Source organism: Acinetobacter sp. USHLN143, assembly GCF_037145695.1.
Taxonomy (GTDB): Bacteria; Pseudomonadota; Gammaproteobacteria; order Pseudomonadales; family Moraxellaceae; genus Acinetobacter; species Acinetobacter fasciculus.
Genome location: NZ_JBBCWZ010000011.1, coordinates 26,617 through 40,175, shown reverse-complemented (window position 1 = coordinate 40,175; position 13,559 = coordinate 26,617). Strand labels below are relative to the sequence as shown.

Annotated in this window: 12 protein-coding genes; 2 read left to right on the top strand and 10 right to left on the bottom strand. The window is 44.8% G+C overall.

Going from position 1 to position 13,559, the window contains the following annotated elements; all coding sequences use genetic code 11:
• Positions 1 to 312 precede the first annotated feature (312 nt).
• The 4 genes from WFH18_RS05115 to prfB all read right to left on the bottom strand — a co-directional run bounded on the left by WFH18_RS05115 (position 313) and on the right by prfB (position 4,318).
• The gene (locus WFH18_RS05115; protein WP_138743207.1) at positions 313 to 1,593 is read right to left on the bottom strand and encodes a 3-deoxy-D-manno-octulosonic acid transferase; all 1,281 of its coding nucleotides are present in this window, start codon (positions 1,591 to 1,593) and stop codon (positions 313 to 315) included.
• A gap of 82 nt (positions 1,594 to 1,675) precedes the next feature.
• Positions 1,676 to 2,761, bottom strand: coding sequence for an alkene reductase (locus WFH18_RS05110; RefSeq protein WP_004729181.1), 1,086 nt, complete (start codon positions 2,759 to 2,761; stop codon positions 1,676 to 1,678).
• Positions 2,762 to 2,776: 15 nt separating this feature from the next.
• Positions 2,777 to 3,076 carry an ArsR/SmtB family transcription factor gene (locus WFH18_RS05105; RefSeq protein ID WP_004281346.1) on the bottom strand — a complete coding sequence of 100 codons (300 nt, stop codon included), beginning with the start codon at positions 3,074 to 3,076 and terminating at the stop codon, positions 2,777 to 2,779.
• 146 nt (positions 3,077 to 3,222) lie between these two features.
• A protein-coding gene (prfB, locus tag WFH18_RS05100; protein ID WP_138743206.1) for a peptide chain release factor 2 occupies positions 3,223 to 4,318 on the bottom strand; the annotation gives its coding sequence in 2 pieces (ribosomal slippage) (positions 3,223 to 4,245 and positions 4,247 to 4,318; 1,095 coding nt in all).
• Positions 4,319 to 4,818: 500 nt separating this feature from the next.
• Between prfB and WFH18_RS05095 the strand changes: the two genes are divergently transcribed.
• The gene (locus WFH18_RS05095) at positions 4,819 to 5,598 is read left to right on the top strand and encodes a putative porin (RefSeq protein ID WP_004729179.1); all 780 of its coding nucleotides are present in this window, start codon (positions 4,819 to 4,821) and stop codon (positions 5,596 to 5,598) included.
• A 174-nt stretch (positions 5,599 to 5,772) separates the two neighbouring features.
• Positions 5,773 to 6,606, top strand: a complete 834-nt coding sequence (locus WFH18_RS05090) for a putative porin (protein ID WP_005267643.1) — start codon at positions 5,773 to 5,775, stop codon at positions 6,604 to 6,606.
• A 52-nt stretch (positions 6,607 to 6,658) separates the two neighbouring features.
• Here the strand turns inward: WFH18_RS05090 and recJ are convergent, their stop codons facing one another.
• The 6 genes from recJ to WFH18_RS05060 form a co-directional block, all read right to left on the bottom strand.
• Complete coding sequence (gene recJ / locus WFH18_RS05085; RefSeq protein WP_005267644.1) at positions 6,659 to 8,359, bottom strand: single-stranded-DNA-specific exonuclease RecJ; 1,701 nt, start codon at positions 8,357 to 8,359, stop codon at positions 6,659 to 6,661.
• A 2-nt stretch (positions 8,360 to 8,361) separates the two neighbouring features.
• Complete coding sequence (gene pdxH / locus WFH18_RS05080) at positions 8,362 to 9,018, bottom strand: pyridoxamine 5'-phosphate oxidase (RefSeq protein WP_005267646.1); 657 nt, start codon at positions 9,016 to 9,018, stop codon at positions 8,362 to 8,364.
• Positions 9,019 to 9,032: 14 nt separating this feature from the next.
• On the bottom strand, positions 9,033 to 10,364 hold the full coding sequence (glmM, locus tag WFH18_RS05075) for a phosphoglucosamine mutase (RefSeq protein ID WP_017397940.1): 1,332 nt from the start codon (positions 10,362 to 10,364) through the stop codon (positions 9,033 to 9,035).
• Between the two features lie 123 nt (positions 10,365 to 10,487).
• Positions 10,488 to 11,954 carry an IMP dehydrogenase gene (gene guaB, locus WFH18_RS05070; RefSeq protein ID WP_004281332.1) on the bottom strand — a complete coding sequence of 489 codons (1,467 nt, stop codon included), beginning with the start codon at positions 11,952 to 11,954 and terminating at the stop codon, positions 10,488 to 10,490.
• Positions 11,955 to 12,179: 225 nt separating this feature from the next.
• Positions 12,180 to 12,545, bottom strand: coding sequence for a YkgJ family cysteine cluster protein (locus WFH18_RS05065; RefSeq protein WP_080591854.1), 366 nt, complete (start codon positions 12,543 to 12,545; stop codon positions 12,180 to 12,182).
• Between the two features lie 97 nt (positions 12,546 to 12,642).
• On the bottom strand, positions 12,643 to 13,440 hold the full coding sequence (locus WFH18_RS05060; protein ID WP_004647246.1) for an MBL fold metallo-hydrolase: 798 nt from the start codon (positions 13,438 to 13,440) through the stop codon (positions 12,643 to 12,645).
• Between the last annotated feature and the right edge of the window lie 119 nt (positions 13,441 to 13,559).

Sequence of the window (13,559 nt, the reverse complement as noted above, 5' to 3'; positions counted from 1 at the left end):
GGGACAGGACGTCCCTTCAGCACTGCAAAAGGCTTTTGTTACTTTTGGCCCGACAAAAGTAAGATACTGCCTACGCTATAAAAAATATATTCTGTACCTCATCAAAAGGCCGTGATTGCCCTTTGAATTGATTTAACATCGCCTCAAATCATAATTAGATCAAATTATTATTGTATAGGCCTTCCCTACTTTTGACAGCGCAAAAGTAGGCAAAACGCTTTTTTAGGCTGATGACACTTCCCTGTATCACAGCCTAACGACGGCCTCCCTGCCGTCTTGGTAAATCCAATATCTGTTACTTATCAATATAAATTAAAGATACTGATCAATCACCTGAATATGCTTCGCAAGTGACCCCGTATTTAACTGCATAATTTGCTGCGCTGCTGCATTCAAATTTTCCGCCTTGAGCGGATCTTGCAAAAGTTCCAGTAATACCTCTGCAGCCTGCTGGGCATCCTGTACTACTGCGACTGCGTCTGCCTGAACAAACTCATCCACGATGGTCTGAAAATTAAAATAGTTTTTGCCTAAAACAGTCGGCACATTCAACGCAATCGGCTCCAGAATATTATGTCCACCACCTGGCTCATTTAAAGAACCACCGACATAACAGGCCTGGCTCAAAGCATACCAGAGCCACATTTCACCCATCGAATCGGCCAGATAAACCTGGGTATCTGCTTCGATACGTTGCCCTAAACTACGACGCTGAGTTTTTAATCCCAAAGACTGTGCAGCCTGGAACACCTCATCAAAACGTTCCGGATGGCGCGGTACCACAATACAGACCAAATATGGATCAGCTTCTAAAGCAGCTTTTAAAGCACTCAGAATTTCTTTTTCTTCAGGAGCATGAGTACTAGCTAACGTGACGATCTTTCGCCCCCCTAACTGCCACTCCTGTGTCAATTGATCTGCCTGCTGGATAAAGCGCTCGGGCGCAGTAATATCAAATTTGATATTGCCCAAAACCTGGGTTTTTTCGGCTGCTATTCCTAACTGGATATAACGTTGCTGGGTGGCAATATCCTGTGCCAAAAGCTGGGTTAACTGCTGTAGCATGCCTCTAGTCAGACCTTTGACCTTGGTATAACCTTTGGCAGATTTTTCAGACAGACGCGCATTCAACAATACAGTTGGCACATTAAACTGGGGTGCCTGATCCAGCAGATTAGGCCAAAGCTCGGTTTCCATCAGCAATAAAAGTTTCGGCTGATACTTTTGATAAAATTCACGAATTAAAGTTTTCTGGTCAGCAGGCAAATACACGGCTTGAAACAAATCGAGATAAGGCGCTTTTAAAAAAAGTGATTTAGCGCGTGCCTGACCGGTTTTGGTGGTATTGGTGACCAGCACCGGATGGCCAAGTTTTAAATAATGTTCAATTAACGGTTGGGCAGCATTGGTTTCACCCACCGACACCACATGAAACCAGATGGCATGCAGGTTTTTGGATGGCTGAAACGGGCCGAAACGTTCTGTCAGTTCTTGTTGTAATTGTTCAGGATCGGTCGCACGTTTACGGATACGCGATTGATATAAGGGTTTAACCAGCGCCAAGGCTGCGTTATACCAAAATGGAGTGGCCACATTGCGCCCCTGTCCAAAGATTCAATGGGCAGAATATAGCAGAGCCACATCAACATGTTAATCAATGTGGCTCATTTTTAGATTATTCTACTGTAGTTAAAGCTTCTGCTTCAGCCAATGTCGGATAATCAATATAGCCTTCCGCGACATTGGTTCCGATCATATTTTCCAGCTTCAGTTCATTCAGCGGCGCATCTTCGAGCAGACGTTCGTATAGATCCGGATTGGCAATATACGCCTTACCAAAAGCCACCGCATCAGCCTTGCCTGAAGCCAGTAATTCAATGGCATCTTCACGACTTAGTTGCATATTGGCAATATAAGGCACTCCATTTGAGCGCTGTTTCATATATTCAGAAATACTGTCTTCTGCCAGATATTCACGGGTAAAGAAGAAGGCAATCTTGCGCTTACCCAGCTGCTCCATGGCATAGCCAAATGTTTCACGTGGATCATTGTCGCCCATGTCATGGTCATCACAACGCGGCGCAAAATGCACCCCTACACGATCTGCGCCCCATACTTCAATCAGTGCATCAGTTGCTTCTAGCAGGAAACGTGTACGATTTTCCACTGAACCGCCGTATTCATCTTCACGCTGATTGGTTTTGCTTTGCAAGAACTGGTCAATCAGATAACCATTGGCAGCATGTAATTCAACACCATCAAAACCGGCTTCTTTAGCACGAATCGCGGCTTGCTTATATTGCTCGGTAATGGCATGAATTTCCGAAATTTCCAGCGGACGCGGCAACACATAAGGACGTTTTGGACGTAACAAGCTGACATGACCCGCCTGTTGTACTGCACTTGCAGAGACTGGTGTTTCACCATTTAACAGATCCGGATGCGATACACGACCAACATGCCAAAGCTGGGCAACAATCAGACCGCCCTTCTCATGAACCGCTTGAGTAACCTTTTTCCAGCCTTCGACCTGAGCATCGGTAAACAATCCTGGAGTATTTAAATAGCCATTGGCTTCTTCAGAAATCACTGTGGCTTCAGAAATAATCAGGCCAGCACTTGCACGTTGCGCATAGTACTCAACCATCATTGGGGTTGGAACGCGATCAGCAGTTGCGCGGTTACGGGTCAGCGGCGCCATGATGACACGGTTTTTAAGCTCTAACGCACCGAGCGTTAAAGGAGAATTTAATTCAGCCATCGTTACTCCCACCTGTTAAAGGTGTTGTTGTAGGTGTTCGATAAATTGTTGAATCAAAGTTTCATTGCGGGAGAAATATGACCACTGTCCATGCTTGGTCGCAGTGATCAGGCCAGTCTGCTGTAACACCGACAGGTGATTGGACATGGTGGACTGGGAAACCTGGCCCAAACGTTCAATTTGACCTGCACAGACCCCACGTTGAAAGCCACCACACTCTTCCGCAGACAAATATTGCTCCGGAGATTTTAACCACTCCAGAATTTGTCGACGGGTCGGATTGGCTAAGGCTTTAAAAATTAGATCAAGGTCCATAGGCACATCACAATCAGTGGCGCAACGAAACTTTATTCAGCATCTGCGGCCATTATATCGTATTTTTTCGATTTATATATCGAAAATTTTAGATATAATAATCACAATCTGCACAAGCTTTGTTACGCCAGCTTTTAAACGATTTCTTACAGGCCCTGTTTCAGGCTTGCTTCGATAAATTTGTCCAGATCACCGTCCAGAACTGCGCCAGTATTGGAATTTTCCACACCTGTACGCAAATCCTTAATACGTGAATCATCCAGGACATAAGAACGGATCTGACTACCCCACCCAATGTCAGACTTGGAATCTTCCAGTGCTTGTGCCGCTTCGTTACGTTTGCTCATCTCGAGCTCATAAAGTTTGGCACGTAACTGCTTCCAGGCGTGGTCACGGTTGGCATGTTGTGAACGCTGGTTCTGACAGGCCACCACAATTCCGGTCGGTGCATGGGTTAAACGCACGGCAGAATCTGTTTTGTTAATATGCTGACCACCCGCCCCTGATGCACGATAAGTATCGGTACGAACATCGGACGGATTGATTTCAATTTCGATATTGTCATCAACTTCCGGTGACACAAACACGGCAGAGAACGAGGTATGACGACGGTTGCCCGAGTCAAAGGGCGACTTACGCACTAAACGGTGTACACCAGATTCGGTACGTAACCAGCCATAGGCGTACTCACCTTCCACACGAATCGTCGCAGATTTAATCCCGGCAACATCGCCATCCGACTCTTCCATCACTTCTGCTTTAAAGCCATGACGTTCAATCCAGCGTAGATACATACGTAGCAACATAGACGCCCAGTCCTGTGCTTCTGTACCGCCTGAACCAGCTTGAATTTCAAGATAGCAAGGGTTTGGATCCATCGGATTATTGAACATACGGCGGAATTCAAGCTTGGCCAGTTCTTCTTCAGCCGTGCTCAGTTCAGCCTGTACGTCTTCTAGCAAGCTTTCATCATCCGCTTCAACCGCCAGATCAAGCAAAGCCTGTGCATCTTCAAGCTGGGTACTCAAGCCATCCAGCACATTTAATACGTTTTCAAGCTCGCCTTTTTCTTTGGCCATCGCTTGGGCACGACTCTGGTCATTCCAGATGGTTGGATCTTCTAATTCACGCAGGACTTCTTCTAAACGCTCTTTTTTCAGATCGTAGTCAAAGATACCCCCGTAGTGTTTGACCACGTTCGTTTAAGTCTTTTAATTGGTTTAGATACGGATTAATTTCCACGTGAATTACTCTCAATCAAAATTAGGCACAAAATTCTTAGCCCGGTATTATAGCACAGTCTATTTCCGCTATTTTAACGATCCATTCAGTCTAAAGCTCGAATGTCTTGAGCATTTAGACCTGTATTTCCCTCATCCAATTTTCAACATCTCATAGACTCTTTTGCGTCTTTTTATCCGAAATTTTTATCGGCTTTTTAGCCCCGTTTTATGACCGAAATATAATTTTGCAATTGATTTTATAATTTAGGATTTCTTATTGGTCTGTATAAAAAATCAGCGAATTCAATAGATTCCACAATATCTACACAGTTTTAATAAAACACTACATTATAAATTTAATTTTATTATTCAGTCACTTGTTTAGCAAAAATTACACAAGATTACGCTATTCACATTACTGTAACTTTCCTTTGATTGACGATCTTTGGAATTGCTCTAGACTGAAAGTTGTAACAAAAAGTGTAATGTTTTTAACTCACGATTTGAGGGGTAGTAACCATGAAAAAATTAGCGATTGCTTCGGCACTACTTTCAGCAATAGCAATGACTGGTACAGCAGCACATGCTTACCAAGCAGAAATTGGTGCATCAGCAGGAGTGTTTGATCCTGACAACGGTGGAACTAGCGGTTCTTTCGGCGTTGATGGTACATATTACTTCAATCCAGTTCAAACACGTAATGCACCATTAGCAGAAGCAGCATTCCTTGATCGTGCTAGCAACGTGAGTGCGCAATATCAATATAATGAAATTGGTGATTCTGAAGCGCATCGTTATGGCGTAGGTGCAGAGTACTTCGTACCGAATTCTGACTTCTACTTAAGCGGTAACGTCAATGGCCATGATCTGCAAGACAATGATGATGTAGAAAATGATTTAACCACCTATGCAGCTGAAGTCGGTTATCTGCCAGCGCCAGGTCTATTGATTGCGGCGGGTGTAAAAGGTTGGGATAACGACAATGATGATGGCGTAGATCCAACATTGCGTGCTAAATATGTCACTACACTTAGCAACGGTAAAGACATCAACCTGGAAGCAGGTGCAGCGTTTGGTGATTTAGATGAATACAATCTGGCAGCAGATTATTTCATCGACAAAACCTTGAGTGTCGGTGCTGATTATCACAACAATGATATTACAGACAAGAGCGAATTTGGTATCAATGCACGTAAGTTCATTAACCAGCAAGTGAGCTTAGAAGGCCGTGTCGGCTTTGGCGAACAGTTTAACAATGACTACAATACCTTTGGTGTAGCAGCGAAGTACCGCTTCTAATCTAAAACCAAAAGTTAGTCATTCATAGAAACCCATCCTCGGATGGGTTTTTTTATTGCACTTTTAACAAGCATTTAGGTATTTTTGCACATTGACGGGGCGAATATAAGCTGTACAATTTGTTACAACTGTTCATCAAACAGTCATATTTTTATAACAAAGAGAGAAATCTAAATGCTTAAGAAACTTGCTCTTGCTACAGCGCTTCTTGCTGGCCTGGGAACTGCACATGCTTATCAAGCTGAAGTTAATGCAGCATATGAAAATACAGACACCGATGGCTTAGGGGATATAGATACCTTTGCAATTGGTGGAAAATATTATTTAAATGGGGTTCAAGTTAAAAATGCTCCTCTTGCTGAAGCAGCATTTTTAAGCAAAGCAAGCAATATTGGTTTGGCTTATGCTAATGCAAGCACTGAAGACGAAGGTGTTGAACTGGAAATTGATACTGTAGGTATCAATGGTGAATTCTTTATTCCAAACTCACAGTTCTATGTTGCGGGTAGCTTAAACCGTGCAGAAGTTACTGCTGAAAGTGAATTTGGCAAAGCATCTGATGACAATACGGGTTATGCAATTGAAGCAGGTTATCTGCCTATTAATGGCTTACTTTTAGCAGCCGGTATTTCTAAAGAAAATATCGATGCAGCTCAAGTTGCTAAAAAGGGTTTCATTAATGCTTATAGCACATCAAGTGCATTGGCAGATGACACAGCTCTTACCCTACGTGCTAAATATGTAACTTTAGTTGGCAACCACTACGCTAACTTTGAAGCATTCACTGCTTTTGGTGATGAGAATGCGTATGGTGTAGCTGCTGATCTTTATATTGATCCAACTTTAAGCGTGGGCGTATCTATTAACGATGCAACCTTAGAAGATTTTGATACTGTATTCTCAGTACGTGCTCAAAAATTCTTTACACCTGCAATTGCAGCTGGCGTGAATTACACAACTACTGACGGTGCTGACTCTTTCGGTATTAACGGTACTTTCCGCTTCTAATCTCTCCGATTAAAAGCAAAAAAAACCGCTCACTCGAGCGGTTTTTTATGGCCTATTGTTCTAAATGGATAATCCGCATTTGCAAGCTGATATTGCCATTAAATACATTTTTATCCAGCTCATAGACCAATCGTGTATCTTTCATCGGGTCAAAGTCATATTTATCCGCTGCATTGAAAGCGATCGCATCCACGACCTGCCCATTCTCCAACGCCACACGTAACTTAAGATGCACATCTTTAAGCCAGCGATAGTGCATGATTTTAAACACACCATCAAAAATCGGTTGGGGGAATTTTTGCCCCCATGGACTTAAATTCTGTAATAAATCGACTGTTTCAATGTGAAAAGCAGAAGCTGGCAGCTCTCCATCCGTCCATAAAGTCGCAGTGAATAAATCCTCATCCATCGCACCAATCAGTACTTCAAAGACCTGCTTAAACTCGGCGAAATTTTCTTTTTTCAGGGTTAAACCGGCTGCTGCTGCATGGCCACCAAAATGACTGACTAAATGAGGATATTGCTCTGCCACCTGTTCAATCGCATCACGAATATGAATACCTTCAATCGAACGCGCCGAACCTTTGATATGAATCCCATCCTGATCCGCGGCAAAAACAATACTCGGACGATGGAACTGCTCTTTTAAACGCCCTGCTACAATCCCGATCACTCCCTGATGCCAATGCTGTTCAAACATGATCAACGCAGCAGGTAGTTCAGTGGCATCCCACTGGATTTTATCCAGCTCAAGCAAGGCTTCCTGCTTGATTTTACCTTCCACCTGACGGCGTTCGACATTGAGCTGATTCAGCTGTTCAGCCAGTGGATAAGCAGTTGTCAGATCAGGAGCCAGCAAACATTCGATCCCGATATCCATGGTTTCCATGCGTCCAGCCGCGTTAATCCGTGGGCCTAAAACAAAGCCCAAATCTTGAGCTTTCAGACCAGCAGGATCACGCTTTGCAATATCAAGTAGCGCACTGATTCCTGCTCGGCATAACCCTTGCTGGATCCGTTTCAACCCTGCATCGACCAGAATCCGGTTGTTATAGTCCAGACTCGCGACATCGGCATAAGTACCGAGCGCTACCAGATCAAGATAATTGGTAATTACCGTACAGGATTTCCCCAGTTTCTTGCGATGGGTCGACAGATTGGCCAGCACATAAAATGCCACCCCCACCCCGGCCAAGGCCTTGCTCGGGAAATCGCAACCGAGCTGATTCGGATTAACCACCGCTTCGGCTTTTGGTGTCGGCTTGGTCGTTAGATGATGATCGGTAATGATCACCTGCATGCCATGATCCTGCGCCTGTTTTACTCCGTCATGGCTGGAAATGCCATTGTCCACGGTAATCAGTAAATCAGGCGTGAAATTGACAAAGGCCAGATCTGCAATTGCGGGCGTCAATCCATACCCATATTTAAAACGGTCTGGTACCAGATATTCAACATTGGCGCCCATATCACGCAGTGCCAGCACCATGAGTGCAGTACTGGTCGCGCCATCGGCATCATAATCGCCGACAATCACGATTTTCTGGCCATGATCAATCGCCTGATCCATCAATTGAATGGCTTCAGGCAAGCCTTTCATGGTCGGTGCCAGCAAATGCTTCAGCTTGAGCTCAAGTTCCTGCTCGGATTCCACCCCACGACGAGCCAGAATCTCGGCCACAAATGCAGGGACGCCCGGTAAATTTTCAGGGCGTGTCAGCAATGGACGTTGTTTGATTTCCAGTTTTTGCATGGTTATGGCATTAAGCGCTCTAAAGTCCAGCCGGCATCGGTTTTGCGATAACTTAAACGGTCATGCAAACGGTTCGGACGACCCTGCCAGAATTCATAATAATCGGGTTCGAGACGATAACCGCCCCAGAATACCGGCTTGTCCAGCTGTTGCTGATTGGCAACCTGGGTATGCAAATCCCAAAAACGTTGCTGCAATTCCTCACGACTAGCCACGATGCCACTTTGCGGGGTACTGATATGCGCGGCAATCTGGCTTTCGCGTGGACGTTTATGATAATAGTCGGTCGATTCTTCTTCCGATATTTTCTTTACACGACCTGAAATACGAATCTGGCGCTCCTGATCCTGCCAGTACAACAACAGTTCGGCATAAGGATTTTCAGCCAGATCCAGACCTTTTTGACTATCATAGTTGGTATAAAAGTCATAACCCGCTTCAGTCGCTCCACGTAGCAATACCGTACGCACATGTGGACGACCTTGTGCATTGGCTGTTGCCAAAGACATGGCATAGGGTTCATGCAATTTTGCTTCCAGTGCATGGTTAAACCATTGCAGGAACTGCATATGTGGATTCGGATTGACTTGCTGTTCCTGTAACTCGCCTTTTTCATAATTCAGGCGTAGTTCACTCAGATCCTTGATCAGATCACTCATCATCTATGTTCCTGTTAAGCGGCATTGGCACGCACAGCATCTGCCAGGCTGTTTGCAAGTGTGGTGACTTCAGCCAGATCATCGCCTTCGACCATCACACGAATGACAGGTTCTGTGCCAGATTTACGAATCAATAAACGGCCACGACCTTTAAGCTGCTGTTCGGCTTTTTCAAATTCAGCTGCCAGTTCAGGCACTGAATAAGGGTCAAACATGGCATTTAAACGTACATTGACCAGGACATTTGGCAACAGTTTAAAGTCAGCCACAAGTTCATGCAGGGCTTTTTTCTGTTCAACCATCACGGTTAAAACCTGCAGGGCTGCAATAATGGCATCGCCTGTGGTGCTCTTGTCTAAAGTCAGAATATGACCAGAAGGCTCACCGCCAATTACCCAGCCATTTTCTTCCAGACCTTGTAATACATAACGGTCGCCGACTTTGGCACGTAATAACGGCACTTGAGCTTTTTCCAGCGCCAGTTCCAGCGCCATATTGCTCATTAAGGTACCGACGATACCTGCCGGTTTTTTCGAGCTTTGAGTCGCAAGAATATAAAGAATATGGTCGCCATCAATCAGATTACCGGCTTTATCTACGAGAACCACACGGTCAGCATCCCCATCAAAGGCAATACCCAAATCCGCTTGATGTTGAATCACGGCTTGTTGCAAGCTTTCCGGATGCGTTGAACCACAGCCCTCATTAATATTTAAACCGCTCGGCTCATTGTGAATCGCAATTACACGTGCGCCCAGTTCACGGAACACTGCAGGTCCCACGTTATAGGCTGCACCATTGGCACAATCCACCACAATGGTGAGTTCATTCAGATCCAGATGATACGGGAACGTCGATTTACAGAATTCAATATAGCGACCGTTGGCATCTTTAACCCGGATACTTTTACCCAGATTCGCCGTATCTTCAATCACAAAATCTTTTTCAAGTTCCTGATTAATTTCGTCTTGTAAAGCATCTGGCAATTTTTTACCTTCCGCAGAGAAGAACTTAATGCCGTTATCAAAATACGGGTTATGCGAAGCGGAAATGACAATACCCAAGCTGGCATGTAAGGCACGGGTCAAGTGAGCAATCGCCGGTGTCGGTAGTGGACCTAAAAGGTGAACATAAACGCCAGCGGCATTTAAACCTGCCTGTAAGGCAGCTTCCAGGATATAACCAGACAAACGGGTATCTTTACCCAGAACCACCAATGGTTTGGATTTTTTACTATGACGTTTTAAAACTTTACCAGCCGCAAATCCCAGTTTCAGGGCAAACTCAGGGGTAATCGGCAATTCGCCAAACTTTCCACGAATACCATCCGTACCAAAATAACTCATCTTTATCTCACTTCTTAGCGGATGATTGATATCACCCATTTTTTTCCTTGAGTCACACTTTACACCAAAATAAAAAAGCCGTCATTTGCATGACGGCTTTTTAAAATTTTAAATCACAGGAAATTAACCTACGCGATAGTTTGGTGCTTCTTTGGTAATGGTCACATCATGTACATGCGACTCAGACATACCGGCAGAAGTGATTTTCACAAACTTGGCATTCTGACGCAGGTCTTCAATCGTCGCAGAACCGGTATAACCCATTGAAGAACGTAGGCCGCCCATCATCTGATGTACGATATTACCCATTGGGCCTTTGTACGGTACACGACCTTCAATACCTTCAGGAACCAGCTTCTCGGCACCGGCCTTGGAGTCCTGGAAGTAACGGTCAGCAGAACCTGTCGCACCCGCCATCGCGCCCAATGAACCCATACCGCGATAAGCCTTGTAGTAACGGCCCTGGAAGAATTCAACTTCGCCTGGTGCTTCTTCAGTACCGGCCATCAATGAACCAACCATAATCGTGCTTGCGCCCGCACCAATCGCTTTGGCCATATCGCCAGAGAAACGAATACCGCCATCTGCGATCAAAGGAATCTGATCTTTCAGCGCATTGGCAACAGAATCAATCGCAGAGATCTGTGGCATACCAATACCCGCCACAATACGCGTGGTACAGATTGAACCAGGACCAATACCAACTTTAACGGCATCCGCACCTGCATCAAGTAACGCCAGCGCAGCATCACCTGTCGCGATGTTACCGCCAATCACCTGAACTTGTGGATAATTGGCCTTAACCCAACGTACACGCTCGATCACACCTGCAGAATGGCCATGTGCAGTATCGACTACAATCACGTCCACACCTGCATCAACCAAGGCTTCTACGCGGCTTGGCGTTTCTGCACCAGTACCGACAGCAGCACCAACACGCAGACGACCCAGGTCATCTTTACAGCTATTTGGATACAATTCAGCTTTACGGAAATCGGTTACCGTAATTAAGCCTTTCAGCTCTTGCTGATCGTTGACCACCAATACTTTTTCAATACGGTGCTGTTGCAATAAAGCTTGGATATTTTCTTTCGATTCGCCTTCACGAACTGTCACCAGACGATCCTGACCAGTCATGATATTGCTGACTGGCTGCTCAAGATTGGTTTCAAAGCGTGTATCACGACCTGTCACGATACCCACCACTTTGCCGTCTTTCACAACAGGCACACCACTGATATTATTGGCTTGAGTCAGCGCAATCAATTCACGTACTGTGGTCTCAGGAGTCACTGTAATCGGGTCTTTAACCATACCCGCTTCGAATTTTTTCACACGGCGCACTTCTGCAGCCTGAACAGCGATATCCATGTTCTTGTGCAAAATACCGATACCACCATTTTGCGCCATTGCAATTGCCATACGGGACTCAGTCACCGTATCCATTGCTGCAGACACAAGAGGAATATTCAGGTTAATGCCACGAGTTAAACGTGTCTTTAGGGAGACATCTTTTGGAAGAACAGTAGAATAGGCAGGGAGTAATAGGACATCATCGAAGGTTAACGCGTCTTGAACGATGGTCAACATAACAGTCTCACTGGTAATTTCCGTGCACTATTATAAACAAATATCGGCTTAAATTTCATTGCAATTGCAAAATTATTTTTTTATTCAAGCTTCGTACACGCAGATCTATGTGGGTGCTAAAACAGTATCAATAATACGTCCGATCATGAAGTTCCCTATTTTAAAATATACCCCGATCATTTTAATGAAGTGAAAAGCAGAGCCTAAGCTCTGCTTTGGATGGATTTAGCTGACATATTCAAAACTGTCATCATTGTCGGCTTCATCAGTTTCAATCTGGACAAAGGGCAACATATTGTGTGCAATACGTGCCTTATTGCATTGCTCATCGGCAATCTGCACTTCTTTGCAGGATGAACTGCGCTGCTCATACATACCACAGCTGACCTGCTGGCCGATGGTGCCATCAAGTGCAATACAGCGTGGATTTTTTTGATTGGTTCCAGCCATACATGAATAGACTGCTGTCACAGGTTCGGTATAGTGCTCAGGCATATGAATTCCTTCAGCCCAATAAAACGAAACCCTGAAATAGGCGCAGCACGCCCCGCAGCTTAAACACGCATCCGGTTTTGGAACTTGAGACAACATTTCTTATAAGTTCTCATTATCAAAAAAAAGTTTTTTGGAGAAGAAATATAAAAAATGTTGTTTTTCCACACAAGAAAAAAATTATTTTTTGTGTGAACTATTCAGGACAGGTAAAAACCGTTTCATCCATCAGGTCAGTGCCGCATTCCAGCGTTTCAATCCAGTCCAGAAACTGGGTAATCTGCTCTTTGCCGATAAATGGTGTGCCATGCTGCGGCACAATCATCTCGGTTTCCATGCTGCGTACCATTTTCACCCAGAGACGAATCACCTTGTTATTGCACATATAGCGTTGATGGAAGCTTTTCATTTTTGGGATATGCGCGGCAAAGTTTTCCAGTGGCTTGGCGGCATCTTCAACCATGGACGCACCCATATCACCTGAAAATAAAATTTTGGCAATCGGATCATAAAACTGGAAATTCCCTACCGAATGCAGAAAATGCGCCGGTACCGCCACAATATGAGATTGGCCCAGTGGAATGATTTGACCATGATCCGGAAGCTCCACCAGACGGTCCAGCCAGTTGCCTTTCATCCGGTCGCTCATAAAGGCCGAGTTTAAGTGCGGCAAGAAACGCGCCCACAGCTTGGATGCCACCACTTTGGCATCGGTATATACCAGCCAGCGCGGCATGGAAGTGATAATGTCCGGGTCTTGATGTGAAGCCATGACATAGTCCAGATGGGTCAAGCGGGTGTATTTATTCAGTTCCATGGTCAGCGGCACATAGGTTAAATCACCACCCGGATCGAGTACCGCTGCGCGCTCATGATCAATAATCAAAAACTGGTTTGCCTGAACGCCTTCACCTTTGACCAGACTAGTAAAACTAATGCATTTATGTGTCCCATTATCAAACAGGACTTGCGATGTGGTGCGCTCAAAAACCATGTAAATTCCCCAATTTATAGTTAAAACTGCTGTTTTATACCCATACAACATATAAGGATTTAATAGAATTTACAATCCATAAAACCGACCATATCACGAGCTTTATCAAGCTTTTCAGA